Source organism: Paenibacillus sp. fava2 (genome assembly GCF_058313675.1).
Genome location: NZ_CM177755.1, coordinates 2990192 through 3015859 on the forward strand (window position 1 = coordinate 2990192; position 25668 = coordinate 3015859).

26 protein-coding genes are annotated in these 25668 nt (G+C 52.4%); 14 read left to right on the forward strand and 12 right to left on the reverse strand.

What is annotated here, in order from left to right; genetic code table 11:
• Positions 1–10: 10 nt before the first annotated feature.
• Complete coding sequence (locus AC4G46_RS12625; protein ID WP_491128231.1) at positions 11–862, reverse strand: sugar phosphate isomerase/epimerase family protein; 852 nt, start codon at positions 860–862, stop codon at positions 11–13.
• A 303-nt stretch (positions 863–1165) separates the two neighbouring features.
• Here AC4G46_RS12625 and AC4G46_RS12630 point away from each other — a divergent pair, with 303 nt between their 5' ends.
• A complete protein-coding gene (locus AC4G46_RS12630; RefSeq protein WP_491128232.1) occupies positions 1166–2404 on the forward strand; it encodes an RICIN domain-containing protein in 1239 nt (412 codons plus the stop codon).
• 121 nt (positions 2405–2525) lie between these two features.
• Here AC4G46_RS12630 and AC4G46_RS12635 read toward each other — a convergent pair whose 3' ends face one another.
• Positions 2526–3077: a hypothetical protein gene (locus AC4G46_RS12635; protein ID WP_491128233.1), complete on the reverse strand. Its 552-nt coding sequence runs from the start codon at positions 3075–3077 to the stop codon at positions 2526–2528.
• Positions 3078–3256: 179 nt separating this feature from the next.
• On the opposite strand from AC4G46_RS12635, the gene AC4G46_RS12640 reads away from it, so the two are divergent.
• A complete protein-coding gene (locus AC4G46_RS12640; protein ID WP_491128234.1) occupies positions 3257–3844 on the forward strand; it encodes a TetR/AcrR family transcriptional regulator in 588 nt (195 codons plus the stop codon).
• Between the two features lie 72 nt (positions 3845–3916).
• The gene (locus AC4G46_RS12645; RefSeq protein WP_491128235.1) at positions 3917–4141 is read left to right on the forward strand and encodes a hypothetical protein; all 225 of its coding nucleotides are present in this window, start codon (positions 3917–3919) and stop codon (positions 4139–4141) included.
• Between the two features lie 94 nt (positions 4142–4235).
• Here AC4G46_RS12645 and AC4G46_RS12650 read toward each other — a convergent pair whose 3' ends face one another.
• Positions 4236–5963 carry an SGNH/GDSL hydrolase family protein gene (locus AC4G46_RS12650; protein ID WP_491128236.1) on the reverse strand — a complete coding sequence of 576 codons (1728 nt, stop codon included), beginning with the start codon at positions 5961–5963 and terminating at the stop codon, positions 4236–4238.
• A gap of 274 nt (positions 5964–6237) precedes the next feature.
• Between AC4G46_RS12650 and AC4G46_RS12655 the strand changes: the two genes are divergently transcribed.
• Complete coding sequence (locus AC4G46_RS12655) at positions 6238–9093, forward strand: glycosyl hydrolase 115 family protein (protein WP_491128237.1); 2856 nt, start codon at positions 6238–6240, stop codon at positions 9091–9093.
• On the opposite strand, the gene AC4G46_RS12660 is transcribed toward AC4G46_RS12655, so the two are convergent.
• Entirely contained in the window at positions 9059–9838 is a 780-nt protein-coding gene (locus AC4G46_RS12660; RefSeq protein WP_491128238.1) for a helix-turn-helix transcriptional regulator, read from the reverse strand. The two genes, AC4G46_RS12655 and AC4G46_RS12660, sit on opposite strands and share 35 nt — an antisense overlap.
• A gap of 36 nt (positions 9839–9874) precedes the next feature.
• A complete protein-coding gene (locus AC4G46_RS12665) occupies positions 9875–10978 on the reverse strand; it encodes a GerAB/ArcD/ProY family transporter (RefSeq protein ID WP_491128239.1) in 1104 nt (367 codons plus the stop codon).
• Positions 10979–11142: 164 nt separating this feature from the next.
• Here AC4G46_RS12665 and AC4G46_RS12670 point away from each other — a divergent pair, with 164 nt between their 5' ends.
• The 3 genes from AC4G46_RS12670 to AC4G46_RS12680 are packed head-to-tail and all read left to right on the forward strand — an operon-like array spanning position 11143 to position 14118.
• A complete protein-coding gene (locus AC4G46_RS12670; RefSeq protein WP_491128865.1) occupies positions 11143–12657 on the forward strand; it encodes a spore germination protein in 1515 nt (504 codons plus the stop codon).
• The gene (locus AC4G46_RS12675; protein WP_491128240.1) at positions 12654–13877 is read left to right on the forward strand and encodes a Ger(x)C family spore germination protein; all 1224 of its coding nucleotides are present in this window, start codon (positions 12654–12656) and stop codon (positions 13875–13877) included. The genes AC4G46_RS12670 and AC4G46_RS12675 overlap by 4 nt, the downstream gene beginning before the upstream one ends.
• A gap of 7 nt (positions 13878–13884) precedes the next feature.
• Positions 13885–14118: a hypothetical protein gene (locus tag AC4G46_RS12680; RefSeq protein ID WP_491128241.1), complete on the forward strand. Its 234-nt coding sequence runs from the start codon at positions 13885–13887 to the stop codon at positions 14116–14118.
• Between the two features lie 84 nt (positions 14119–14202).
• Here AC4G46_RS12680 and AC4G46_RS12685 read toward each other — a convergent pair whose 3' ends face one another.
• Positions 14203–14436: a ferredoxin gene (locus tag AC4G46_RS12685; RefSeq protein ID WP_090711524.1), complete on the reverse strand. Its 234-nt coding sequence runs from the start codon at positions 14434–14436 to the stop codon at positions 14203–14205.
• 311 nt (positions 14437–14747) lie between these two features.
• Between AC4G46_RS12685 and AC4G46_RS12690 the strand changes: the two genes are divergently transcribed.
• Positions 14748–15650, forward strand: coding sequence for a hypothetical protein (locus AC4G46_RS12690; protein ID WP_491128242.1), 903 nt, complete (start codon positions 14748–14750; stop codon positions 15648–15650).
• Between the two features lie 82 nt (positions 15651–15732).
• Here AC4G46_RS12690 and thiD read toward each other — a convergent pair whose 3' ends face one another.
• The 3 genes from thiD to AC4G46_RS12705 form a co-directional block, all read right to left on the reverse strand.
• Positions 15733–16545: a bifunctional hydroxymethylpyrimidine kinase/phosphomethylpyrimidine kinase gene (gene thiD / locus AC4G46_RS12695; protein WP_491128243.1), complete on the reverse strand. Its 813-nt coding sequence runs from the start codon at positions 16543–16545 to the stop codon at positions 15733–15735.
• Positions 16546–16722: 177 nt separating this feature from the next.
• Positions 16723–18114, reverse strand: coding sequence for a DUF4850 domain-containing protein (locus AC4G46_RS12700; protein WP_491128244.1), 1392 nt, complete (start codon positions 18112–18114; stop codon positions 16723–16725).
• Complete coding sequence (locus AC4G46_RS12705; protein ID WP_491128245.1) at positions 18107–18646, reverse strand: RNA polymerase sigma factor; 540 nt, start codon at positions 18644–18646, stop codon at positions 18107–18109. The genes AC4G46_RS12700 and AC4G46_RS12705 overlap by 8 nt, the downstream gene beginning before the upstream one ends.
• A 180-nt stretch (positions 18647–18826) precedes the next feature.
• Between AC4G46_RS12705 and AC4G46_RS12710 the strand changes: the two genes are divergently transcribed.
• Positions 18827–19987 carry a tetratricopeptide repeat-containing glycosyltransferase family 2 protein gene (locus tag AC4G46_RS12710; protein WP_491128246.1) on the forward strand — a complete coding sequence of 387 codons (1161 nt, stop codon included), beginning with the start codon at positions 18827–18829 and terminating at the stop codon, positions 19985–19987.
• 89 nt (positions 19988–20076) lie between these two features.
• On the opposite strand, the gene AC4G46_RS12715 is transcribed toward AC4G46_RS12710, so the two are convergent.
• Positions 20077–21060 (reverse strand): glycosyltransferase, encoded by a 984-nt coding sequence (locus AC4G46_RS12715; RefSeq protein WP_491128247.1) that lies wholly within the window; start codon positions 21058–21060, stop codon positions 20077–20079.
• 186 nt (positions 21061–21246) lie between these two features.
• Here AC4G46_RS12715 and AC4G46_RS12720 point away from each other — a divergent pair, with 186 nt between their 5' ends.
• Complete coding sequence (locus tag AC4G46_RS12720; RefSeq protein WP_491128248.1) at positions 21247–21762, forward strand: DinB family protein; 516 nt, start codon at positions 21247–21249, stop codon at positions 21760–21762.
• A gap of 11 nt (positions 21763–21773) precedes the next feature.
• On the opposite strand, the gene AC4G46_RS12725 is transcribed toward AC4G46_RS12720, so the two are convergent.
• On the reverse strand, positions 21774–22586 hold the full coding sequence (locus tag AC4G46_RS12725; protein WP_491128249.1) for a sugar phosphate isomerase/epimerase family protein: 813 nt from the start codon (positions 22584–22586) through the stop codon (positions 21774–21776).
• Positions 22587–22731: 145 nt separating this feature from the next.
• Between AC4G46_RS12725 and AC4G46_RS12730 the strand changes: the two genes are divergently transcribed.
• Positions 22732–23130, forward strand: coding sequence for a YkvA family protein (locus tag AC4G46_RS12730; protein ID WP_491128250.1), 399 nt, complete (start codon positions 22732–22734; stop codon positions 23128–23130).
• Here AC4G46_RS12730 and AC4G46_RS12735 read toward each other — a convergent pair.
• Entirely contained in the window at positions 23127–23534 is a 408-nt protein-coding gene (locus AC4G46_RS12735) for a winged helix-turn-helix transcriptional regulator (RefSeq protein WP_491128251.1), read from the reverse strand. The two genes, AC4G46_RS12730 and AC4G46_RS12735, sit on opposite strands and share 4 nt — an antisense overlap.
• Before the next feature lie 148 nt (positions 23535–23682).
• Between AC4G46_RS12735 and AC4G46_RS12740 the strand changes: the two genes are divergently transcribed.
• From AC4G46_RS12740 to AC4G46_RS12750, 3 genes are all read left to right on the forward strand, one after another.
• Complete coding sequence (locus AC4G46_RS12740; protein ID WP_491128252.1) at positions 23683–24366, forward strand: NAD(P)H-dependent oxidoreductase; 684 nt, start codon at positions 23683–23685, stop codon at positions 24364–24366.
• A 195-nt stretch (positions 24367–24561) separates the two neighbouring features.
• Complete coding sequence (locus AC4G46_RS12745; RefSeq protein WP_491128253.1) at positions 24562–24978, forward strand: CidA/LrgA family protein; 417 nt, start codon at positions 24562–24564, stop codon at positions 24976–24978.
• Complete coding sequence (locus AC4G46_RS12750) at positions 24975–25664, forward strand: LrgB family protein (RefSeq protein WP_221802911.1); 690 nt, start codon at positions 24975–24977, stop codon at positions 25662–25664. The genes AC4G46_RS12745 and AC4G46_RS12750 overlap by 4 nt, the downstream gene beginning before the upstream one ends.
• Positions 25665–25668 lie beyond the last annotated feature (4 nt).

Consider the following 25668-nt stretch of genomic DNA (forward strand, 5'->3'; position numbering starts at 1 on the left):
TTGGCCGCGGCTATCCGCCGAGCACCTCTTTTCTCAGGTTCAACAGCCATTCTGCCGATTGTTTCATGTACGCCAGCTGATCCTGCGCACCGAAATGCTCGATGACGAAGGTATCATCATAACCGCTGTTCAGCAGCTCCGTTACAAGCTCTCTCATCGGGATACAGCCGCCTCCCGCAGGGATCGCATACATGGCCCGGCCGTCAACCGTCAGCTTGGGCTCCTCACCCGGGTGAACCTCAAACGTCCGGTCCTTACAGTGGACATAGCCGATATGAGGTCTGCAGCATTTGTAGGCGTCTAAAGCATCTTCTCCGCTGTACAGAAAATTCCCGGTATCAAAGAAGCAGGACAGCTCCGGTATTTCCTCTACAAAAGACAGCAGCTGCGCTGTTGTGGCAAACGGTGCCCTGGAATCATCGAAATCTTCCATCCCAACGGTAATACCGAGAGGCTTGGCAGATGCGCACATGGCGGCTACAGCGTCCTTCATCAACCGGACACATTGCTGATATTCCCCGGAAGCCGGGTTCTGTTCATGCTCCCTGAGAAAGCCCGGAATAACCAGCACACGCGAAGCCCCGGCCCGGCTGGCCATAGACAGAAAGGAGGTGATCTGCTCCTCTCTTACTGCACTGCTGGTGATGTGCCCAAAGTCAAAAAAGCCGTACATGCAGCTAACCTTCAGCCCGGTCTTCGTAAGCAGTGTCAGAATGGAGTCTTCCTCTGCCTTAAAGCGGTCTGCGTCCATCTCCAGCGCGTCAATGCCGAAGCTATGGACAAGTATGCAGATTTCCTCCAGGCTCAAGCCGCTTTGTCCTGCAGCATCACGGATATGTTCGTAAAATACAGATAGTTTCATCGCTATTTCTCCTTGTATACAGGGAATGTTTGGTGCGGTTAAATCGCTTTCATAATTTGTGTGAGCAGGATCTTCGCTGATCTTCTTAAATCTATGCTCCTGCCATAGTGTTGTCAACAAGCCGGGTGGACAGCCTTGACCGGATTCCTGTCATATTGTTGCCGGAAAGGATATACAATGCAAAGGGGTGATAATAAAGCGGTTTCGTTAATGGGGATCCTGCTGTTACAACGATTTCAAAGGCACGTTACGCGCGGCGTGTATTGGAATAAGCAGCTATCCGAAAATTTTAGGAGGAATATGATGCGTAGAAGGAAATGGGCAGCGCTGTTTATGACTCTTGCACTTCTGATTACGTTATTTCCGGCAGGAAAAGCGGCCGATGCCGCAGCAAGCTGGAACCTGGTGTGGAGCGATGAATTTAACGGAACCTCGCTGTATACGGCGGACTGGACTGCCGAGATCGGTACCGGCAGCAGCGGCTGGGGCAACAATGAGCTGCAGTATTATACGAACCGTTCGCAGAACCTGCAGGTAACGGGCGGCAATCTGGTCATTACAGCGCAGAAGGAATCGTATAACGGCAGCAGCTACACCTCCGCCCGGATCAAAACGCAGGGCAAGAAGAGCTTCACTTACGGTAAAATCGAAGCCCGGATGAAGCTGCCCTCAGGCCAGGGCATATGGCCGGCCTTCTGGATGCTCGGCTCCAATATTGACACGGTAGGCTGGCCGAAAAACGGTGAGCTGGATATTATGGAGCGGGTGAATAATAACGCCTATGTTAACGGTACCGTTCATTGGGATGCAAACGGCCACGCCGAGTACGGCAAGGTGTCCGGCAATCTTGATTTCTCCCAGTACCATGTGTACAGCGTGGAGTGGGATGCCAAATACATCAGATGGTTCGTGGACGGCAGCCTATTTAATGAGTTTTATATTGAAAACAACACCGGTAACACAGAGGAATTCCAGAAGCCGTTCTTCCTGCTGCTGAACCTGGCGGTGGGCGGCAACTGGCCGGGCAGCCCGAATGCCTCGACTGCCTTCCCGGCTCAGATGCTGGTAGATTATGTGCGTGTCTATCAGGCGGGTTCATCGGCCAGCCTAGTCAGCGGGGGCGTGTACACCTTTGCCTCCAAGGCAAGCGGTAAGGTAATGGATGTGGTGGACGTATCCACGGCAGCCGGCGCCAAAATCCACCAATGGACCAATTATACTGCTGCTAACCAGCAGTTCCGGGTAGACAGCACTGGTGACGGATACTACAAGCTTACAGCGGTACACAGCGGCAAGGTGCTTGATGTTCCGAACTCTTCCACAGCGACGGGCGTTCAGCTGCAGCAATGGACCGATAACGGGACGGATGCGCAAAGATGGCGGATTGTTGATGCTGGCGGAGGCTACTATAAGCTGATTTCCAAGGTGAACGGCCTGGCGGTGGATGTATCCGGCTCCTCTACGGCTGACGGTGCGGCGGTGCAGCAGTGGACCGATAACGGAACGGATGCGCAGAAATGGGCATTGACCAAGGTAAACTGACGCAGTTTAGGGAAAAGGGTACGGGTTGGTTGAAAAGTTTCGCCCGATTTAGCAGCAGAAGGCCTGTTTACGAAAAAAACACACCGTCCGGTGTGTTTTTCGCTGTTTATACGGCTGACTGTTAAGCGGATATTTTCGTTTTTTCTTTGCGCGGCCAGAGGAAATAGGAGCCTGCGATCAGCAGATCAATGCTGACAACGATTGTCCAGATGCCGAGAATACTCTGCAATGCTTCTGTACGGGACGGATCATCAATCCAGGCAATCAGACCGTAAAGGAGCCCGGCTCCCAGCAAAAAAGCTAACAGATGCATCAGCCAGCTTTTGAAGTAATGCAGCGCATGGTCACGGCCGGTACGTTTGAGCGGGGGCGGGCCCTGCTTGGTGACATAGTAACGAAAGCGTTCGTCTGCCCAGCGGATCATGCTTTTGCCAAAAACAATAGAAACGGAAATATAGACAGCCGCGAGTGCGTGGGCAACGGTAGCCGTTGCACCATTAGACAGGTCAACTCCTGCAATAACCAGCAGAACAAGATCAAGCAGCGGGGTCAGCGCAAGAAAGAAGAACCCCAGCCTCTTGCGTTTAAAGAGGTAACGTACGCTCAGACCGGTAACAATAACAACCCAAAACAGGATTTCACAGGCAACAATGGCCCATGCTACAACATTCATTTTGCACCTCACATACGCAGATAGATTATGGATATAAATGTAGAACAGGATGAATTAAGGAGATTATAGCAGCAAATGTAGAACAGGATGAATTAAGGAGATTATAGCAGCAGGATTTAAATAATACAACTGTATTATTTAAATTGCAGTGGAAAGTTACAGTATGCTACAATACGGACATGCCCAAATTAGTCGATCATTCAGAGCGGAAATCGCATATTGCCGAAGCTACCTGGCGTGTCATCCTGAAAGAGGGCATGAAGGGGGCTACGGTACGCAAAATCGCGCAGGAGGCCGGCGTATCGCTTGGTGCCCTGCGTCATTATTTCACCACACAGCATGAGCTGCTTGCTTTTGCCATGAAGCTTGTCAGTGACCGGGCCAATGCCCGGATCAAAGGTGTTATTGCACTCGGACTGCCGCCAAAAGAGCTGGTAACCAGGGTGCTTATGGAGCTGCTTCCTTTAGATGAAAATTCAATGGCGGAAATGGAGGTCTGGTTTGCGTTTGTGTTTCACCTTAAGTATGCGGGGGAGGATTTTGGCGGTCTGAACGATGGCATTTACCCGGGGATTGTCAATCTGCTCGGCCATCTGGAGAAGGAGGGCCTGCTGCGCGAGGAGCTGGATATGGACATCGAAGCAGAGCGCCTGTACGCGCTGCTTGACGGATTGGCTCTGCACGCGCTGCTGGAGCCCAAGCGCCTTGACAGAGCGCGGATCCTTCGCGTGCTGCACGGCCACATGGATTCGATTTGCAGGGAGTAGGGGAGCCGATGCGGCGGGAGAGGTCAGCAGGCAAAGGGAAAAATCCTTTTGTTTGGGCTTAGGGAAGGCGGAATGTCCGAAACAACGGTAAAAATCCCGTTGTTCGGGCTAAGGGAAGGCGAAATGTCCGAAACAACGGTAAAAATCCCGTTATTTCGGCCAAGGGAAGGGAGAATGTCCGAAACAACGGTAAAAATCCCGTTGTTTGGGCCAAGGGAAGGCGGAGTGGCTGAAACAACGGTAAAAATCCCGTTGTTTCGGGCAAGGGAAGGCGGAGCCGTATATTTCGTCAACTAACTCTCTCACCCTGCAACTACGCAGTGCCCTCACCTGGTTTAATCCCTACCGGGATGCCCGCACCCTGCCGCCCTTGACAGTCCCCCCGCCGTCGTCAGCAATACCCAAATCCAAGTATAGTAAAGCACTTGTCCTGATCATCACTGGCCATGGTGATTTCCACCGTATGCTCACCACTCGTCTCCTGATGGTAGACAATGACTGCATTGCAGTGGGTCCAGTTGTTCTCGTGCGGGTCGGCGGTGAGCACAGGCTTGCCGTCCACGCGGATTTCCGCTTTGCCGAAGTTTGCACTGCCGGAATCCTTGAACACCAGTATGAGGATTCTACTGTTTATTGTCAGCTTAAAAGGCTCAGGTCCGGCTCCCTCCGGACGCATCCAGTTATAAGGGAACTCCGGCGTTCCGTGCGGATTGTCATCCAGCTCTACCATCTGCAGGTCCCTGTCAGATTCTGTGAAGCAGCCCGGTTCGATCCGCACGTTACTTAAGGTATGAGAGCGGTCCAGCAGGCGTATTCCCGTGAAGTCATTCCCGATGGCCGGCGGCACGTTAAGATCAATGTCTTCAGCATCTTCCGGCGATTCAGCGGCCCGGGTGAACAGATGGAGCAGGCAATCCGCCATGACCCGGTGCCCGTCACCGGTTGGATGATAGATATCGTAGAAAAACTGTCGCTTGGAGATCGTATTTCCACTGGCCTTGGTCAGCTTGAACTGCTCTGTCACAGCATCTTTTATACTGACCATAGGGAGGTTGTAGCGGAGTCCGACAGGAGAGAGCCGCTCCTGAAGGTTCCAGTCATTCACAAAAACACTGAACAGCAGCACGACCGCAGGCCGGTTACCGGCAGACAGAATCTTTAGACACAGGCTTTCATAGCAGTTGCCCCTGGTTTCATCCCCTGCGTCGTTGACGGCAAATTCGACAATAACGATATCCGGCTGGACAGCACCGTCCCTGAGCACATCGCGTTCATAGCGTATGATTCCAAGCTCGGACGGAGTTCCGCCAACCCCGGCTTTGATAAAATGAACATTCCCGCCTCCGTCTTTACCGAACAGTGCTTTGAATCCCAGATAAGACTGATAGGCATAACATTCACTATGGATCGGTTTGGCTCCCGCACCCTGTGTAATGGAGCCTCCGATATAGGCAATCGTAACCTCTTCTCCGCGGGAGGCTTTGTCTATGGCGGCTTTCAGCCGCAGATTGTTCCCCGGATGCATCAGGGAGCGCGCCACCATCTCCCGGTACTGCTCCGAACCGAAGGCTACCGGCGTTTCCGGCGTCAGTTCAGGTGCCGTATACCCGTCATTCAGATAAAAAGTCAGGCTCGCCGCTGCCAGCCTGCCCGCCTCTTCAAACTCAAAGGCAAATTTGCCGGGGACGTCATCGTCTGCCGACCATTCTATCTGATCCAGCTGCAAAGTAAGTTCAGTCCCGTCCGCCGGACAGGAGACCCGGACGCAGGTACCGGATGTATATTTATCTGTTTTTCCCCAGTTCTGCAGCAGAAATGAGACCCCGCCCCGGTTATCCTCTGCTTTTACCGATATACCGATGCTATGGACGAGCTTGCGGAATCCCGCGCAGTTTCCCAGCAGGGCCAGCATGTGCTCGTCCTCTACCCCGCCAATATATCGGGCCTTATCAATCAGATAGCTACCTTCCAGATACACCTCCTGTGAAGGATTACCTGCGGCCCGCGCCGTTGCTTCAATTTGGGTTTCAAACAGCACAAAGAATCCGTTTCTGCGCTCAGCAGGGTCTTCAGGTGCTTTGGGGCCGCTGCCGGCGGTGATGCTATCTAGTGAGCTCATTGGATCTGACATAGAGGATCATCCTTTTAGCTGATATTTTGAAGGCGCTTACTATTTATGGCGGGTGTAAGGGAGCACGTGCGCCATACAATGCCTACACTCTATCAGAATTTGCTCCTCCCTGAAATGCATTCCTGCCCCGTTTGAGCCCTTTTACAAAAATCATATCGGTTAATTACAAGAAGTATCTGGTTTATACATGGCTGATGTAACCGCTTACCTTATATAATGTGCCTGAATAGCCCAAAAACCGATACGGAAGGAAGCAGATGCAATGATATTAGTGGAGCAAGGGGTAGCAGCAAAGATCTGTCTTGATCCGGAAGCAGCTGATTATGACGGCTTGCGCCGGGTCGCAGAATCTTTTGCCGCAGATATAGCATTGGTAACCGGCACAAGGCCGGAAATAGTCACTGAACCAAGGCAGCTGGGCAGTACCGCTATAGTTATAGGAACCGCTGGCAGAAGCCGGCTGATCGATGAGTGGATTGCTACCGGAAAGGTGGATGTACCCGCCATTCAGGGAAAAAGGGAATGTTACAGAATTCAGCGGATAGAGCATCCGGGTGACGGGGTGCGGCAGGCACTGGTTATCGCGGGCAGCGACAAACGGGGGACCATCTTCGGGACCTATGCTGTCTCTGAAATGATGGGAGTGAGCCCTTGGGTTTATTTTGCCGATGTCATGCCTGAGCGAAGAACGCTGCTAGACCTGCCGGACCCTAAGCTGGATATCTGCTCCAAAGAGCCTTCAGTCAAATACCGGGGTTTTTTTCTGAATGATGACTGGCCTTCTCTCGGTTCCTGGGTAACCGGGGCGTTCGGGAATTTCAATGAAGCGTTCTATGAAAAGATCTTTGAGCTGATTCTCAGGCTGAAAGGCAATTATCTCTGGCCGGCGATGTGGAGCGCTGAATTCAGTGTGAACGGCAAGAGCCATCCGCTTGCGAATGCAGAGCTTGCCAAGGAATACGGCATCATCATGGGCACCTCCCATCATGAGCCCCTGTTTCGGGCCGGCAGCGAATGGCAGAGAGTGTATAAGGATTACGGGACAAGCAATCTGTGGGATTTTGCCCGGAACCGGGAGGCGATCACCGCTTTTTGGGAGGACGGCATCAAGCGGAATAAAGATTTTCCGAACCTGATCACGCTGGGGATGCGGGGTGAAAGTGATTCGGCGCTGGGAGGCAGCGACCGGGATAATATTGAACTGCTGAAGGAGATCATCCTCACGCAAAAAGAACTGCTTAAGCGGTATGGGCTTGAGCAGGCGCCGCAGGTTCTCGCCGTCTATAAAGAGGTGGAGAAATACTGGTACGGTACGGCTGAAACGGAGGGGCTGAAGGACTGGGAGGTTCTGGCCGATGTGACGATTCTCCTCTCTGATGATAATTTCGGCAATCTCCGCAAAATCCCGGCGGGACAGGAGCAAAAGCGCAGCGCCGGCTGGGGGATGTACTATCATCTGGATTATCACGGCGGTCCGCATTCCTACGAATGGGTGAATACGACGCCGATGGAGAAGGTCTGGGAGCAGATGAGTATGGCTTATGACTACGGCATCAGGGATGTGTGGATTGTTAATGTCGGGGATTTGAAGCCGATGGAGCTGCCCGTATCTTACTTTCTGGATTTGGCTTATGATTTCGAAGCCTGGGGAACGACAGCGATGAACAAGACAACAGAATATACAAAACGTTGGGTGCGGCAGCAGTTTGGTTATGCAGCGGATGAGGCGGCTGTGTGCGGAATTGCCGGGATACTGGAAGATTATACAAGGATGAACGGGCGGCGCAAGCCGGAAATTATCCGGCCGGAAACCTTCAGTCCCGTGCATTACAATGAGGCGCAGCAGGTGCTGAAGCAGGCAGGCAAGCTTGTGGAGACTGCTGAGCACTATAGAAGACATATCCCGGAACAGCTGCAGGATGCTTATTTTCAGCTTGTTTATTTTCCCGCTGCAGCTTCGGCTAATGTTCTGCAAATGCAAGTGTACGCAGGCTTCAGCAGGCTGTATGCAGAACGCGGCAGTGTACTTGCCAACACGTATGCCGGGCTTACAGCAGCAGCGATTGAACGGGATAAACAGCTGGAGCACACGTATAATAATGAGCTTTCCGGCGGAAAATGGCGGGGCATGATGAGTTCGGCGCATGTCGGTTATGTCAACTGGGATGCGGAAGGGTGGAGTTATCCGCAGGCGGCAGCCGTGGTACCGGTAAAAGGACCGCTTATGATCGTCGATGTGCAGGGCACGGAGCAAGGGTATACTTCAGGAACAGCGGACCTGCCGGTTTTTACGAATCTGCAGAGGGAGACTTATACCGTCACGGTCAGCAATGGCGGGGACACGGGGTTTGCCTATGAGGCAGCCACCATAGCAAATTGGATCAGACTGGAGCGGAGCAGCGGCTGGACGGAGACAGGAGAGACAATTACTGTATCGGTTGACTGGGATAAGGTGCAGGGGGCGTGCTGCGGGGATATTGTCATCAGTGGAGCTGGAGGAGCAGTGACTGTCCATGCAGAGATTGACTGGATCAGCCTTAGCGGGGTGCCGCCTATGACTTTTGTTGAGACGCATGAGGTTGTGTCCATTGAGGCAGAGCATACCGCCAATCGCAGTTCGGCAGAAGGGGTGGAATGGAAGACAATCAGCAGCTACGGAAGAACCTTATCCTCTGTCAAAATGTACCCGGACACTGTATCCTTCAGGGAACACGCGCGATCGCCTTACCTGGAGTACAGGGTATTCATCCGGCAGGACGGCGAATACAGCCTGACTGCATATATTGCATCGACGAATCACCTCTCCCCGGTCAGCGGGCTGAAGTATGCAGCAGGCTTTGACGGTCATAACCCTGTCATCGCTGATGCTCTGCCTCCAGGCTTTGAGGGCGGAAATCATGATAACCTGCCCTGGTGCCGGGCGGTAATGGATAATATCCATGTTACGGCCACTCCCCACACCTTATCCAAAGGTGTCCATACTCTGCGTTTCTATGGACTGGATGCCGGGCTTGTGCTGCAAAAGCTGGTTTTGTCTGCAAGGCCCCTGCCGTATTCCTATCTGGGCCCGGAGGTAAGCTACATTACTTCAGCAGAGCTGACGGAGGATAGCCTTTGATCTGTTTGAATACATTGCTGAAGTATGCGGCATCCCGGTAGCCGCAATGGGCGGCAACCTCGGAGACATTGAAGCCGCCGGCCGACAGCAGCATCTCGGCATTATTGATCCGTACCCGGTTGATGTATTCCTTCAAGGCCACTCCGGTGTTTCTCTTGAACAGCTTGCCCATATATTCTGGGTTCAGTCCGGCCGGTGCGGCAAGCTCGCCGATCGTAATTTCTTCCGCATAGTGATCCATGATGTAGGCGGCAGCTTTTTGAATCCGGGGATCCACCAGCGGGGCAAGCTGATGGTGGGCGATGCTAAGCAGACGGTAGATAATATGCTGAAAGACGGCCCTGGCCTTCATCCGGTAGAGAGGCTGCTTGCCCATCCACACATGGGAGAACTCGCGGATGTCCTCCAGAACCTCCTTGGTCCGCCAGTTGCGGGTCACCGTCTGAAAGGGGAGCGGCACTTCATTGTGCCCGCCCAGCCAGAAGAAGTTAAACGCATAGGAATGCATTGGCGCTTCTTTGAAGGTATGGGCTTCACGGATGCTGCCCGCAGGAGCATACAGCAGATCACCGGCCTCTACGGTGAATTTGTCCCCGTTGATATAATAGTCGGCCCTGCCTTCAACGATAAAAGTGAGATCATGAAAGTCGATGGTGCTGCGGCCGATTCCCCAGCCTTCAAAGCACTTCCGGTCAACAAACAGAAAAACATCCGGAACCAGCTGCTCATATTGATTGATTTCCATGCTAGACTGAGCCTCCTCCGGTTCAATCATAGCTCCTCATGAACCCCGGGACAAGCGTTTCCTCACCTTGTTGACGCTAAGCATGATGACCGGGAGGACGAAGGCATAGGTGAAATTCCAGTCTACCCAGTAGGCTGGAATTTCTTTTACATAGAAGATAATATTTTTGGAAATGAACTGGGAGAGACCGTAGAGCAGAAAGGCTGTAGGAAAGATGAGCGGACGGTAGCTCTTAAGCTTCAAGAATTGGGCAGTCCCCAGGACAAAGGCGTAAAAAAACAATACGGTTTTGAAATAGGTGCTGATGATCCAGGCGGTAGCCATAATAGCTTCGATCCGCTGCAGGAAGTTTGCAATGTTGATTTTCCGGGCCAGAATATAGGCCGCATAGAAGTCATGCTCGGAGAAATAAACGCCCAATACAGTGAGTGAAAGAATCAGAATAAGGTTAAGGGCGACCGCTCCCGCAAAGATGGAGAAGAAGATGTCCCGGTTAAATTTGTCCGATTTTTGGATAAAGGGGTTGATCATCAGAAATACACACATCTCCCCGAACGGGTAAAATACACCGAACATTACCGAATGAACCATATCGGGAACCGGTGTATTCAGTACGGGCTGTAGTCGCTCAAGACGAATCTGCGGAAGCAGCAGGATGATCAGGCAGATCAGGAAAAAGACAAACAGCGGGAAAAAAATTTGGGATGCCCTCCCGAGCGTTTCCAGTCCCAGACGCAGTCCGTACACCAGCACGAAGATCCCCATAATTCTGATTACTCCGCCGGGAGTCCCCTCATAGATCTGTGTGCAGAGGAAATCTTCAATTTCACGGATGTAGGTAGAGCCGGCCAGCAGATAAAAAAACAGATAGTAAAGTCCGACAGCTCCGCCAATCCATTTGCCCAGAACCTGCTGGCTGAGCTCGATAATCGTTTTATTCTGATTGATATTGGATAAGGATATCATCAGAAAAATGGTTCCGATCCCCAGCGGCAGACTGATCAGCCCGGTGATCCAGGCATCCTGGCGAGCAGTGGAAGCCATAACGGCAGGGTAGACCAGCGCCATATCCCCGATAAAAGCAAACAGACCAAGTACTATCATCTGTGAAGAGCTGATCCTGTCTTTTTCAAGCGTCATAATGTCTCCCCTGCCTCCGCTCCAAACGGATATCCTTGTCGATTTTGGCTTAGTATGGCTTTTTCAGCCCATTTTATGTTAGCTCAGGAGGTTTTCTGCTAAGGAATAATTATCAAGAACTGAATTAAACTATACGGCAGACGGGTGAAGAGGGAGGCAGCATGATGAGAGAGAAGCACGAGGAGGCCTTATCCAGCCGCCTGGATGACAACCGCCAGCAGCTTAGGGAGCTGCTTGGATCAAGCACGGATCTGGTAAGCAAAGAGCTGCTGCTTGGAGAGAATACGCGCATCTTTATATTTTATATAGACGGACTGGTGGATACAGGGCTGCTGCATAATTCGATTCTGTACTCCCTTCAGGGAAACAGAGTGCCGGATATGCTGACGGGTCTAGATCCGGATAAAACTGTTGAGCTGCTGAGACAACGTATTCTGATGGCCGGCGATCTGACGGTCGTTAATCAACGGGGCCAATTTGTCCATGATCTGATGTCCGGCAGTGTCATGCTGATGGTAGACGGCACCGCCAATGCGCTGCGGATCGGCCTTCCCGGCTGGGAGGACAGGGCCGTAAGTGAGCCGAGCTCACAAACGGTGGTACGCGGTCCGATGGAGGGCTTCACCGAGAACCTGCGGACCAACACGGCACTGCTCCGCCGCAAAATCAAGGACAGTCATTTGTGGCTGGAGACCCTGCAGATCGGCAGGGTAACGCAGACCAGCGTATCCCTCATGTATTTAAACAATATTGCCAATGACGAGCTGGTACAGGAGGTAAAGCGGCGTCTGGACAAGATAGACACCGATAGCATACTGGAGAGCGGTTATATAGAAGAATTCATACAGGATACGGCAAAAACCCCTTTTCCTACGTTGTACAACAGTGACCGGCCGGATACGATCGCCGCGGGCATTCTTGAAGGGAAGGTCGCCATACTGATTGATGGAACCCCTTTTGTGCTGCTCGCCCCGACAACGTTTGTCTCTTTTTTTCAATCGGCTGAGGATTATTACCAGCGGGCTGATATCTCTACATTGCTGCGGTTTATCCGCTTCCTGGCGTTTTTTCTGACCCTTCTGGCTCCGGCCTTTTACGTGGCGATTACAACCTACCATCAGGAGATGATTCCGACCAATCTGATCATCAGCCTTGCTGCCCAGCGGGAGAATGTCCCGTTTCCCGCCTTTATCGAGGCGCTGCTGATGGAGCTGACTTATGAAATCCTGCGTGAGGCCGGAGTGAGAATTCCCAAGAATATCGGCCAGGCCATTTCAATTGTCGGAACGCTGGTAATCGGGCAGGCGGCGGTTGCGGCAGGCTTTATCTCTGCTGCGATGGTCATTATCGTATCCATAACTGCAATCTCAAGCTTTGTTATCCCGGAGGCTGGAATGTCTATTGCTGCACGGATCATCCGGTTTGCCCTGATCGGACTGGCCGGATTTATCGGCTTATACGGCGTTCTGTGCGGGGTATTCGTGATTGTGCTGCATTTAGCAAGCCTGCGTTCCTTCGGAGTACCGTATATGAGCCCTCTCGGTCCGTACCGGGCAGCGGATGTAAAGGATTCAATCTTCCGGTTTCCATGGCCGTACCTCCGGACCAGGCCCAAGGAGAATATAACCAAAAATTTCTACCGTCAGGGACCGGCGGGGCAAAGGAAGGATGAATCATGAACCGGGCTGTCCGCAGAACCGTTAATGCGCTGCTTCCATTGCTGCTGATGTCCATGCTGCTGAGCGGATGCTGGGAGAGGAAGGAGCTGAATGAGCTGGCATTTGTTCTTGCTCTGGGGATAGATAAGGCAGATGACGGATTCAAAATAACAATGCAGGTCGTGATTCCCTCAGCGATCTCATCCCAGAGCGGCGGGGGGGCGGGCAGCAGCGGAGTCCCTGTAGCTTCTTATAGCTTTACCGCATCAACTATATATGAAGCACTGCGCAAATTTAATATGACCGTCTCACGCTCAGCCTATATGGGCCATATCCGGGTGCTGGTTATTGGTGAACCGCTTGCCCGTGAAGGGGTTGGACCGACGCTGGATGTGCTTAAGCGCAGCCGGGAGCCGCGGATGGATTTCTACGTCATGGTGGCAAAAGGGGGAACCGCAGAGGAAGCGCTGAATGTCCTGAGTGCACTGGATAAGGTTCCGGCCAATAAACTGTTCAATGCCTTGGACAAGTCCTACAAAATATCAGCCAGGACGGTTGCGGTTACACTGGACAGATTCATAGAAGATCTGCTCTATCAGGGGAAGAATCCCGTATTGACCGGGGTAGAGGTTATAGGTGATCCTGAAGCAGGCGGTGCCAAAGGCAATACGGAGCGTACCAATCCAAAAACCAAATTGCGGTACGAGAGCGTTGCCGTATTTAAAAAAGACAAGATGCTCGGCTGGCTGAGTGACGCGGAGGTGGCTGGATACAACTACATTACGAATAATGTGAAAAAGAATACGGGGCATGTTAAAGGGAATGAAGACAGTTTTGTTGTGATAGAAGCCCTAAGGTCCACAACCCGGAGAAAAGTCAGGATTATTAATGGACAACCGCATATTTATCTTGATATTGATGCCGTTTGCAATGTCGAGGAGGTGACGGGTATTGAACAGCTGGATGCAGAACAGGATATTCTGAAGCTGGAAAGAAAGGCCGAGGAGCGGATCGTCAGGAGGATGGAGCAGTCTGTTGAGCAAATTAATGAACGCTTCAATGTCGATATATTCGGCTTCGGAAAATCTATTTTTGAGGCAAACCCCAAAGCCTGGGCGAGGCTGCAGGAGCAGAGCGGCGGTGACTACCTGAAGAGCCTGCCCGTTCATTACAAGGCTAGAGTCATCATTAACCGGATCGGAGCGATCGACAACTCATTCGTAGATCAGATAGGGGAGTGAAACAGAGATGCTGCTTGTGCTTATGTGTCTGGTCATCGCCGTACCCTGTATTGCCGCCGATCTGCCTTTGCTTAAAGGCAGGCGCAAACGCCGGGATCAGGTTGTGTATATGCTGTTCTGGGCGGCTGGAATCGCCTCGTCCGTATGTGCGCTGCTGCGGGTGAACCTTCCGAGTCCGCTGCTGCTTCTCATTATGATCTATAAACCGTTCAACGATATCGTTTCTGCATGGGTTCAATAAGTAGAAGGCAGAGCAGGGCAGAATCCGGTTTAACGGGGAGCTACCCTGCTGCTGTTTATTAGAAGACGGGTACAGGGCATTCTCTTATGCGAAAGGGGCATCCGAAAGCTGGATGCACTGAGTCGGACAGCTGTCTATTGCGTCCTGCAGCTCCTCCTGCAGCTCCTCGGCGATAGCGGTAACACCTCGGTTGTTGTCCCCTGCAAAAATGACTGAAGCAATTCCGCTGTCATCCAGATCAAAAATATCCGGAGCCGCCGAATTACAGGCACCGCAGGCGATGCATTCCTCCTGATTGACACTGGCAAATGTGAACATTTTCTCAAGCCTCCTTATGACTTGTAAAGACAAATAATGTTTTGCTTAGTGGGATGTATATGTAATAAAGCGCTTTATATGCCTGGATATGCCGGGAACCCGCTGTGGTGGCGTTTCTTATGTGACGTCTTTGTTGACGGAATGTGAAGGGCAGCCCGCTATGGGCTTCTTTTTTCGTGTATACCGAGGGAAGTTTATTAGAGAAGATACCAATCCGGAGGTAAACTGGAGTATTGGGGCCAATGTCTGCTAGAATAGGGATATCTGCATTAATGAAGTTGGCATTATACATATTTAAAGGAGAAATGAATGTGAACGAGAAGCTGAAGCAGGCCTATGAACGGTTAGGTTTATCTGAAAACGTATCCAGGGAAGAGATCAATAAACGCTTCGACCTGCTGCTCAAACGGCGCAAATCGAAAGCTAAGGATGAGGAGCGTTCCGCGCCGGAGGATGATTTTCAGGCGTTCAAGTTTATTCTGGACACTCTGGACAAGCAGGAGATTGATGAAGCCGAGCAGCAGCGGCTGGCCAAATACGGCAAATTCTCAGGTACGGCCAGCAAGTGGGAACGGTTCTTCCGTCTGTACCGGACCCATGTCATCGTATCGGTGATCGCGGTCATTGTGCTTGCCGTTGCCGGTAATGCCATTTATAACAACTGGCAGCACCGGAAGTACCTGGCTTCCCTGCCGCCGCTGGATGCCAAGATCATGTTCCTGGGCAATTTCGGCGTACAGGATCCCGACGGCCAGACGGCTGATCTGGATGCGGCGATTATCGCCCAGTACCCGGAATGGAAGAGGGTCGAGAGCAACATGATCTATCTGCCTAGAACCGGTGAAGGCGCAGACTCCTTCGATATGAACTATATGCAAAAAGCTGTTGTAGAGCTGGCAGCGAACCATCCGGATATTATCATCCTTGATGAAGCGACCCTGGAATGGATCGGCGGGCAGGACGGCTTCCAGGATCTGAGTGCCATTGTAGAAAGCGGGAGCGTGGACAAGGATGATCCCCGCCTGAAATGGGGAACTAATCCGGAGAGCGGGAAGGAAGAGCTGTATGGCGTGGATATTACGGATTCAGCCTTTGTAGCAGCATTGCCGGTTAACAAGGCCGATGACGAGAATATGATCATTGGAGTCCTGGGAGTGGATGAAGCCAAGGATAAAGCCATTCCGTTCATTGAGCATATTGCCGGCGGAAAATAAGATTCAAAAAAAACCGTGTGCCCACTATGGGGTACACGGTTTTTTAGCAGACAATCAATGGCTGTTCCAGTCAGGGCTTGTCCTATTTCTCCAGACGGTAACCGCCGTGGAATACAGGTCCGACATACTGGTTGAAGGCATAGCCGTTACGGATTGCGGCAGAGACGAAGTCTTTAGCCTTGGCCACAGCTTCATGTACCGTCAGACCGTTGGCCAGTCCGCCTGTGATGGCCGCAGCAAATGTGCAGCCGGCACCGTGGTTGTAAGCCGGCTCAATCTTCGCGGTTTCCAGGACGGTATACTCCGAGCCGTCGAAGAAGACATCGATCGCCAGATCGCCGCCGAGCGCCTTGCCGCCTTTTACAACGACATTCCTGGTTCCCAGTTTGTGGATCAGGCGTGCTGCTTCCTTCATATCCTCAAGGGTAGTGAGCTTGCCCAGTCCGGACAGCACCCCGGCTTCGAACAGGTTGGGCGTAGCTACTGTTGCCAGCGGCAGCAGCAGATCGCGGATTGCATTGGCGCTTTCAGGATTCAATACTTCATCTTCGCCTTTGCAGACCATAACAGGGTCAATGACTACATTTGTCTGCAAATTGTCTTTAATCGCTTTTTCAGCGACGTGGACGATTTCGACACTGCCCAGCATGCCTGTCTTCATAGCATCGACCGGACCGCCAGCAAAGACCGTCTTGAGCTGCTCGGCTACGATTGCAGCGTCGACCGGGTAAACGTTGTGGTGCCATCCGTTATCCGGGTCCATTGTAACGATAGTGGTTAATGCGCTGAAGCCGTAAGTACCATATTCCTCAAAGGTTTTGAGGTCAGCCTGGATGCCTGCGCCACCGCTGGAATCACTACCGGCTATAGTTAGGGTTTTAACGATTTTTGACAAGGCGAACGTCTCCTTCTGTATATAAAGTTCTGAAGCACTGATTCTGGTGGAATCATTGTATATTTCCCGCAGAAACGGCGGCAGAGCCGTTTCTGCTTGCACTACGATATTATAACAAAAAACGCCGCTATCGTCGTCAAAAAAGCGCAGCACTATTTTTCTGTACTGCGCTGCCTGTTATTGATTATTCACGCTGTTGAATCCGGCTAAGGCGGTTTTTATGGCTTTGTCGTATTTGAAGCCGCCTTCCCCGCCCGGGCCCATCCAATACACAACCAGGAAGTTGCCGCCTCTGAAGGCGTGAGGATACGTCCGGGCCCCTCCGTCATAGGTGGTGCGATTAATCTCAAGCTTCAGCGCTTCGAGCCCTTCAGCACAGGCTTCCGCACTATCATAAGTATAGATGGACAGTCGGTCCGGAATACTCAGCGGACCCTCATAGTCGATAAGCTGTTCATCCGGCCACACGCCGGCCAGCTCTTTATTGAACATATGCTCATCTCCGGAGCCGATAGAAGTCAGCCGGAGGCCCTGCTGCTCGAGAGCGGATAACAGGTCACTGGTCGAATATGGGGCAGGATTTGCTTCTTCTGATTCCAGCCCCGGCTCAGGAAGAAGCAGCGCCCCGTGACTGGCAGCGAAAAAGCCCAGTATGCTCTCCATTGCTGCATTCTCCGGAATACCGGAGGCATGACGCAGCTCTATTCTGCGGATCAGATAACCCCAGCTTCCCTCCTCATAATAAGCCGCCCCGTCTGCCAGCAGGCCGTCCTTGTCCGGCTGCAGGGCATAGCGGACAGTACGTTCTTCAGCCCCTCCGGTACCGAGCATAGCCCGGCTTTTGAAATGAAGCGGCACGTATACAGGAAAGCCGCTTTCCTCCGCCCAGTCTGCTTTCTCCGGAAAATACAGACCAATATCGCTGATTGCACAGCCCTGGCAGCTCCAGTTGGTGTCCGTATAGGACAGTGTTTGTGCAGGATTGGCCGGGTCCGTAAAGGTTATGCCATAGGAGCCGTTGGCGCCGATAACCGCAGAGGCCTCCCAGCCGGCAGGCGAGAGCAGCAGGTAGCTGTTTTTGCCGTCAGCTCCGTAGACCAGTGTCGCCTGCAGCTGGTCTGCCATTCCAGCGGAGAGCGGAAAAGTCATTTCCGGCAAGGCCGGAACCGGATTTCTGACTGCCGGGTATCCGTCATCCACACTGGGGACGGCAAGCACAGTAACAAGCGGCAGCTGCACCTCTCCGCCGGAAGGATCTGCCGAAGGGAAGGAGAGTGCAGGCGCCTGTGTGCCGTCTGCTCCGGGATCCGGAGAGTTTTCCCCGTTGGAAACTACACCGTGATCCGGCCGGCCGGTGAGGCTGCTGAATCCGCCGCTGCTGTAGCCGATCACCAGTACCAGCGCCACTAAAGGCAGCATGGCTGCAGCATAAGTCCAGCGGCGGTGCTTCCGCTGCGGCGGATTGTTTAGCCGCCCGTTCACGTTCCGCTGCAGCTTTTCAGTGAAATGCCTGTCTGCAAACGGCGATTCCTGCAGCCGCTTTTCCCAGTCGTGCGGTAATCTAGCCATTCCCGTTCAGCTCCTTTTCCCAGTATTCGCTTGCCTTCTGCCGTGCCCGGTGCAGCCTCGATTTGGCAGCCGACAGGCTGATATTCAGCGTATGGGCCAGCTCTTCCATTGTCATTTCATAGTGTGCATGCAGCATCAGAATCTCCCGGTATTTCCGGGGCAGCCGTAATACCAGCTGCCAGATTTCACTGCTGAGTGATTCATCCATATAAGCATTTTCAGCCGATTGTTCTGTACGTATGCTGTCCGGGGCTGCCTGCAGGGTTACCCTTTTCATAAAACTGGTGCTGCGGTAGGTATACCAGCGGTTGCGGGTGATCCGCAGCAGCCATGTTTTGACGGATGCCTCCCCGCGGAAGGCGTGCATATATTTATATGCCCGGATGAAGGTCTCCTGGGCGATATCGTCGGCAGCACTGCTGCTGCGCGACAGGAAGAAGGCGTAATTCCATACATCCTCACCATAGGTTTCCATCAGTGTCTGTAATGCGCCGGCGCTCATCGTGGCTACGTTATTCCGATCCATTGACATGCCTTGCCCCCCAGTCTCAATAACATTGACCCTGCTACATCAGGAAAAGTTTCTTTTTTTTGAAGGAAACTTTTTTTGCCCGGCCCATTCAGTAGAGGATACCGGCGGAATCCGGCAGCAGCATAGGTAGGAACAGGGTTGCAAACCGGCAGGGCTGCATATTCATATAGGAGCACAAATGTGGTTGACAGTACAACCGGTCAGGAGGACATGATGATAGAAATCAGTTTATGCATGATTGTCCGCAATGAAGAAAACAGCCTGCCCCGCTGCCTTTCTACAGTCTCCGCGATTGCCGACGAGATCATTATAGTGGATACAGGCTCTACCGACAGTACAAAGGCTGCCGCTTTGGCTTTCGGGGCGGTCCTTTATGATTTTACCTGGATTGATGATTTCTCCGCTGCACGTAATTTTGCCTTCAGCAAAGCTACCAAAGAGTACATCCTCTGGCTCGATGCCGACGATTATCTTAAAGAGGAGGATCAGCAGCGGTTTAATGGGCTGAAGAACAATATGCCGGAGGGGATAGACAGCGTAAATATGCAATATAATCTGGGCTTTGATGCTGCCGGGAATGTGACCGCTTCGCTGCGCCGCAACCGTCTGGTCCGCCGAAGCTGCAATTTCAGATGGATCGGACCGGTGCATGAGTATCTGGAGGTGTACGGGCCATCGCTCAGCAGTGATGTCTGTATTACGCATGAAAAAGACAAAGCATACACCGACCGCAATCTGCGGATTTACCAGAAACGGGCGGAAGCCGGAGAACAGTTCTCCCCGCGCGACCAGTACTATTTTGCTAATGAGCTGCGTGACCATGGAATGTTTGAAGAGGCCTCCGGCTATTATGAGCAGTTTCTGGACGGGGGGAGAGGCTGGGTAGAGGATAATATTCAGGCCTGCCTGAAGCTGGCAGAATGCCGGGAACGGTTAGGGGAGCAGGGAGCCGCCTTCGCCGCACTCTGCAGGACGCTGCAGTATGACCAGCCGCGTGCGGAGTTCTGCTGCAGGCTTGGTGCCTGGCATCTGGATAAAGGCCAGCTGCAAACGGCGGCTTACTGGTATGAGCTGGCGGTTCTGCTGCCACGGAACAGGGAATCCATGGCCATCAGGAATGAAGCCTATTCGACCTGGCTGCCCCATCTCCAGCTGGCCTTGTGTTATGACCGGCTGGGGCAGCATGAAAAAGCCAGCCAATATAATGAAACCGCTCTGTTGTTCCATCCGACACATCCCAGCATGCTGTATAACCGCAATTATTTTCAGAACCTGCTCGGGGACAGGTACATCCGGCTTCAATCCCCGGAAGCAGCAGAAGATGATCCTGTATCGCCGTAAGACCGACAAACAGGTTTACCAGAATAACCTGCCGAATACACAATAAAAGGACAGCAGCACACCGCGGTTTCCGATGTGCTGCTGTCCTTTTATTGTGCCATGTAATTCAAAATGGTCTGTTCCAGCTTCCGGACGCTGTTCGCCCAGGTCCAGCTGTTTGAGTCTGCCTCGCCCTGGGAGGCCAGCCTGACTCTAAGCACATGATCCTGCACCAGCCGGATCACATCCCCGGCCAGCCGGTTTTCATAGCGGAAGGAGAGCAGGCAGTTTTGTTCATGTCTGGCATACTCCATATTCCCTCCGGAATATACGGTTGCCAGCGCCGCACCGCACCGCATTGCTTCCAGGCCCGGCAGGGAGCCGCTGTCAAATATGCTGGAGCTGACAAAAATATCCGCACCGTTATAATGATAATTCAGCTCTACATCGTTCAGCGGGGTGAAGAAGCGGTATTTGCCGCCGGCTTTCAGCTGCTGCAGGGACTCCGAGGTGTAGAATTCATCCGGCGGGCAGATGAAATTGATAGTAACATACGGCAGATTCTGTTTGACGATATCTATTTGCTCAATAAGGTAATCCTGCTCACGGTGCCAGGAAAATCCGTTTTCGACCTTGCGGAGAATGGCTGTAATATTCATGGGCTCCTGCAGATTGTGGCGGATATGCTGATTTCTGAAAATAGTACTGATGCCGACCGGAACCATGCTGGCTGTTATCCCGTGATTAAGGGCAATAACATCCCTCTGCCATTTCGACAGCACAATCAGCCTTGGCGTGGTATTATAACTGGGAAATGAGACATGATTTTCAGGCAGAAACAGAGGTTCATAGCATAACGACAGGCGGACATGAAGCCCTTTTCCGCTCTGGCTTGCCGCCTCGGAGACCGGTACCGTAGTATAAAAGTTGGATACGATAACATCGCTGAAGGGGAAGTCGGATTCCCGGAGTACAGTATGATCGGTGCGGTGCAGGGCCGAATGAATCTCGTAAGAAACATCACCGTGGATAGGCATGACAATAACAACCTGGTGGCCCAGCGCAGTCAGACCATTGGTGAGTTCCACCAGCATCCGTTGCGCTCCGCCATGGCATAAGGTAAGAATGGGGAATGTGAACCTCATCACTGATCTCTTCCCTTCCTGTGTAGCGCTGCATTGGCATTAATGCTATGTTATAGCATTTTATTCAGCAGGCAGGGAAAAGTACGTTATTTGGTCATGTGTCTAAATGGAACAGAAGGACAGGGGGCGTCAGATTTGAGTGAAGCGAATGAAGTGATAACGGAGTGCATCCGAAGGCTGGATCAATCTCTCGGATATGTGGAGACGGCGCTTGGAAGGCTTACAGAAGACCAGCTGTGGCTGCGTCCGCGGCCGAAAATGAATGCGGTTGGTAATCTCTGTCTGCATATTGCGGGAAGTGAGCACCAGCATTTAGTCAGTGCAATAGGAGGGTTGCCCACCCTTAGAGACAGGCCGGGCGAGCTGCTGCAATCAGGCGGATACAGCAGGGAGGAGCTGCTTGCCTTGCTGAGGAATGTGAGACGGGAGAGCCGGTCGGTGGCCCTAAAGCTAACAGCCGGTGATCTTGAACGGATTGTAACCGTCACTTATCCGGAGGACTCGGGAATGGAAGGGTACAGCTGGAGTATTCAGAAAATCCTGATCGGTGCGGCAGAGCATTACGCCTACCACACCGGTCAGATTGTGTACGCCTCAAGATGGCTGCAGGATGAAGATGAACACCTGCTGGCCTGGAAGCACTACACTTGAAGCTTGTAGCGCTAGCTGCGCAAGCTGTGCAGCAGGGCAACCGTTTCGTTAAATACCGGCAGTGTGATCTCTTCCAGTGACACATCAAGCATCGGCTTGCGTGCCTGAAGCTTCCTGAAGAAGTCAGCCGTGTGGAACAGCCCGCCGCCCGGAACGCCATGGCGGTATCCCTCGCTATCCGCATAAATGTCCTTGAGATGGGCGAGAATGATCCGGTCACCGAACAGGTCGAGGGAGCTGTCCACAATCTCATCCTGACGGCTGACATCCTGTCCAATCAGATTGCATGGGTCGAATACGACGCCGATGTTGCTGGAAGGCACCTCGTCCAGAATGCGGCGCATATGCTGCGGGGAAGCAAGGGTGTGCGTGCTTACGCCTTCGATACCGACGAATACCCCCCATTTTTCCGCTTCCTCGGCCAGTTCCTCCAGAGTGGATCTGAAGGTCTGCCAGCCGATTTCCTCATAGCGTTCCGGATCAGCCGACTGATAGGTGGTTAAGCCTCCGCTTTCGGTGGCTACCATGGGTGCTCCGAACTGCTTGGCGAAGCGCAGATGCTCCTTGAATCGGTTAATCTCAGCCCTGCGTATTGCCGGGTCCGGGTTAATCGGGTCAATGTAGCAGCCGAGCACACCGATGCGGATGCCCGCCTTGTCGAATTTTTCACCGATATAATTAGCCAGCGCGGGGCTGAACTTGCCCGGAGAAAGATCAATATCCTGTATAGCTTTGGTTAGGGCGAGCTGTACGAAGTCAATGTCATGTGCCTGCAGAGTGGAAACCAGTGTGTCTAGGGGCAGGCAACCTGCCGTATGGGCCAAAGTTCCGAAACGAATGGGTAACATCTCCTTTTATTATAATTAATGCGTATACCTACTAATAATAATTACGCTTTCATATACTTGCAACTTCTAACCCGCGACAAAATAGTGCAGATCAGGGTAAATGACAGTAGGAGGGATTGATATGGAACTGGATAATGATAAGCTGCCGGCAGTGCTGAAGGCCGAGGAATTTAAGTACAGCAAGGAAAATGAGCAGATCGTCAAAAAGGATTTCTGGCGCAAAATGAAAAAATTTGCCGGAAAAATCCCCTTTACGAAGGATGCGGTTGCCATGTATTACTGTGCCATTGATGCCAAGACGCCGCTCTGGGCCAAGGGCATAGCTTTCGGTGCACTGGCTTACTTCATCGCTCCTATTGATGCTATTCCGGATGCGTTTATCGGACTCGGCCTGACCGATGATGCTGCAATCATTGCCGCCGGTGTCCGGGCAATTGCCGGTCAGGTGACCGAGGAGCACCGGGAGAAGTCCGAGCAGTTTTTTGATGATGAACCAAAAACAGAAGGGGCACGGCGTTAAGCCTGCCCCCCTGCACCAGATTCCTGCCGGCTGCTGCTTTTCTTTTCACCGGAAAGCTGATTGGTCTGGTAGGCCTCGCCCCAATCCCTCATTAAATGGATGATCGGAACAAGTGTCCGGCCAAATTCAGTCAGCGAGTATTCAACCTTTGGCGGAACCTGCTGATAAACCTCACGGTGGACTACACCGTCTTCCTCCAGCTCGCGCAGCTGCAGCGTAAGCATACGCTGGGTAATGCCCGGGCAGATTCTCCGGAATTCATTAAAGCGTTTGGTTCCGTCCATCAGATGGTACAGCAGCACGCCCTTCCATTTTCCTCCGATTACATCAAGGGTAAACTCAACGGGGCAGGCCATTCCGCCCTCCGCCGGGTATTCTCCGAAACCGCCTTTTCTGTCACGCATGTCTGGTCACCTCACAGTATCATTTTGTATACTACATAACAAAAATGTGCGTACTTCAAACTTCATCATATATATCTTAATATTAAGCATGTGAACAGGATAACGTCAAAACAATATTTTAAATGGACTTGGAAAGGGTGTTACTAATATGGGAACTTTGGAAAAGAACAAAGCGTTAAAAGAGGATATTCTGGAAGCCTACACTTTCAGGCATGCCACCAAGGAATTTGACAGCAGCCGCAAAATCAGCAGTGAGGATTTCGGTTTTATTCTGGAAACGGCACGACTGTCACCGAGCTCCTTCGGATTTGAGCCCTGGAAATTTGTCGTCGTCCAGAATCCGGAGCTGCGTGAGAAGCTGCGGGTGAATGCCTGGGGGGCGCAGAAGCAGCTGCCTACAGCCAGTCATTTTCTGCTGATTCTGTCAAGACAGCCGGCGGATCTTGCAGCAGATTCGGCCTTTATCGGCGGAATGATGCATGATGTGCAGCAGCTGCCGCAGGAAGTGGCTGCAGGTAAAGCCAAGGCTTTTGATGCCTTTCTGAACGAGGATTTCGGATTAAGAGGCAATGACCGGGCCAAATTTGAGTGGGGGGCACGCCAGACCTATCTGGCACTCGGGAACATGATGACCGCCGCGGCCATGATCGGCATCGATTCCTGCCCGATTGAAGGCTTCAACAAGGAGCTGATTGAGAAGACGCTGGAAGCGGAGGGCATTCTGGACCGCGAACATTTCGGTCTCGCCTGCATGGTCGCCTTCGGATACCGGAAAGCAGAACCCCGCGCCAAAACAAGACAGACTTCCGAACAGGTCATTGAGTGGGTATAAGGCTATAGCATGACAAAAAAACCTCTTTGCAGAAGCCGGTGCTGCGTGTGCCGGCCTTGCAGAGAGGTTTTTCTTATTTGTGAAAATATTGAGAAGGTGCGAAAAACGATTGAAAATTTGCTGAAAGGCCGCTAGTCTAAGAAGGTAACAGTTACCGGTGAATTACTTAATTTAGACTGAAGGGATTCCTGCAACATGAAAATAATCCGTGTCATTGCCGAGGTCGGAGTACTTTATGTGTTCTATCTGGCAGGCGATGTTCTGCAGAAGCTGCTGCATCTGCCCGTTCCCGGCAGCATCGTCGGCCTGTTGTTGCTCTTTGTACTCTTATTGTTAAAAATTGTACCTGTTAAGCTGATCGAAAACGGCTCGTCGTTTATTCTGGCCTACCTGCCCATGTTCTTCATTCCGGCAACCGCCGGGATTATGAACCATCTGGATATTTTCAGCGGCCGCGGCCTGCTGCTCATTGCGGTTCTTGTTGTCAGCAGTGTGATCACCATGGTTGTGACTGCCCATACCAGCGAGTGGATCGCCGGCTTTAGCGCAAGCCGTGCTGCAAGACAAAGCCTACCTGCTGAGTCCCTGAGTGAAAAGAGGAAGGGCGCATGAGACTGCTGCTTGCCGCAGGATTCATCCTGTTTAATGTTGCCATTTATCTGTTCATGGCTATGCTGTACAAACGGTACCGTCTGCCTGTCCTTTTACCCGCGCTGACGGCCACCTTTACGGTGGTAGTATTGCTGCTCGGGTTTGATATTTCTTATGATACATACATGATCGGCGGCGAATGGATCAACCGGCTGCTCGGGCCTGCGGTCGTCTCCCTGGCTTACCCGCTGTATAAACAGCGGCATGTGCTGCGGGAGAATCTGCCGGCGGTGCTGGGAGGAACCGTGACCGGCCTGCTGGTCGGCATGCTGAGCGGCCTGCTGCTGGCAGCCGGTCTGGGCTTCTCCAAAATATATGTGCTGTCGATTCTGCCCAAATCCATTACGACGGCCGTTGCGATTCAAATTTCCGGCAGTCTGGGCGGTGATTCTTCACTGACCTCTGTATTCGTGATGATTGCCGGCTTCACCGGGGCAATTGGCGGACCCTACATCATCAAGCTGTTCAGAATCCGCAGCGAGTCGGGCATCGGCATCGGACTGGGCACCGCATCCCATGCGCTCGGCACTGCCAAAGCGCTGGAATATGGTGAGCAGTCCGTCTCTATGAGCTCTGTTGCGATGACTGTCTGTGCCATTGTCGGCTCCATTGTTTCGCCGCTCGTCGTCTGGATCATGTATCACTAGCTAT

Excerpts from the sequence above, each read along its gene's own strand:
- AC4G46_RS12635 (WP_491128233.1), bottom strand. The coding sequence starts at position 3,077 with ATGAATGTTGTAGCATGGGCCATTGTTGCCTGTGAAATCCTGTTTTGG.
- AC4G46_RS12630 (WP_491128232.1), top strand. The coding sequence starts at position 1,166 with ATGCGTAGAAGGAAATGGGCAGCGCTGTTTATGACTCTTGCACTTCTG.
- AC4G46_RS12645 (WP_491128235.1), top strand. The coding sequence starts at position 3,917 with ATGTCCGAAACAACGGTAAAAATCCCGTTGTTCGGGCTAAGGGAAGGC.
- AC4G46_RS12705 (WP_491128245.1), bottom strand. The coding sequence starts at position 18,646 with ATGTCAATGGATCGGAATAACGTAGCCACGATGAGCGCCGGCGCATTA.
- AC4G46_RS12680 (WP_491128241.1), top strand. The coding sequence starts at position 13,885 with ATGCTGCTTGTGCTTATGTGTCTGGTCATCGCCGTACCCTGTATTGCC.
- AC4G46_RS12700 (WP_491128244.1), bottom strand. The coding sequence starts at position 18,114 with ATGGCTAGATTACCGCACGACTGGGAAAAGCGGCTGCAGGAATCGCCG.
- AC4G46_RS12740 (WP_491128252.1), top strand. The coding sequence starts at position 23,683 with ATGGGAACTTTGGAAAAGAACAAAGCGTTAAAAGAGGATATTCTGGAA.
- AC4G46_RS12665 (WP_491128239.1), bottom strand. The coding sequence starts at position 10,978 with ATGACGCTTGAAAAAGACAGGATCAGCTCTTCACAGATGATAGTACTT.
- AC4G46_RS12730 (WP_491128250.1), top strand. The coding sequence starts at position 22,732 with ATGGAACTGGATAATGATAAGCTGCCGGCAGTGCTGAAGGCCGAGGAA.
- AC4G46_RS12675 (WP_491128240.1), top strand. The coding sequence starts at position 12,654 with ATGAACCGGGCTGTCCGCAGAACCGTTAATGCGCTGCTTCCATTGCTG.
- AC4G46_RS12670 (WP_491128865.1), top strand. The coding sequence starts at position 11,143 with ATGAGAGAGAAGCACGAGGAGGCCTTATCCAGCCGCCTGGATGACAAC.
- AC4G46_RS12715 (WP_491128247.1), bottom strand. The coding sequence starts at position 21,060 with ATGCTGGTGGAACTCACCAATGGTCTGACTGCGCTGGGCCACCAGGTT.
- AC4G46_RS12750 (WP_221802911.1), top strand. The coding sequence starts at position 24,975 with ATGAGACTGCTGCTTGCCGCAGGATTCATCCTGTTTAATGTTGCCATT.
- AC4G46_RS12735 (WP_491128251.1), bottom strand. The coding sequence starts at position 23,534 with ATGCGTGACAGAAAAGGCGGTTTCGGAGAATACCCGGCGGAGGGCGGA.
- AC4G46_RS12660 (WP_491128238.1), bottom strand. The coding sequence starts at position 9,838 with ATGGAAATCAATCAATATGAGCAGCTGGTTCCGGATGTTTTTCTGTTT.
- AC4G46_RS12745 (WP_491128253.1), top strand. The coding sequence starts at position 24,562 with ATGAAAATAATCCGTGTCATTGCCGAGGTCGGAGTACTTTATGTGTTC.
- AC4G46_RS12685 (WP_090711524.1), bottom strand. The coding sequence starts at position 14,436 with ATGTTCACATTTGCCAGTGTCAATCAGGAGGAATGCATCGCCTGCGGT.
- AC4G46_RS12625 (WP_491128231.1), bottom strand. The coding sequence starts at position 862 with ATGAAACTATCTGTATTTTACGAACATATCCGTGATGCTGCAGGACAA.
- AC4G46_RS12640 (WP_491128234.1), top strand. The coding sequence starts at position 3,257 with ATGCCCAAATTAGTCGATCATTCAGAGCGGAAATCGCATATTGCCGAA.
- AC4G46_RS12655 (WP_491128237.1), top strand. The coding sequence starts at position 6,238 with ATGATATTAGTGGAGCAAGGGGTAGCAGCAAAGATCTGTCTTGATCCG.
- AC4G46_RS12650 (WP_491128236.1), bottom strand. The coding sequence starts at position 5,963 with ATGAGCTCACTAGATAGCATCACCGCCGGCAGCGGCCCCAAAGCACCT.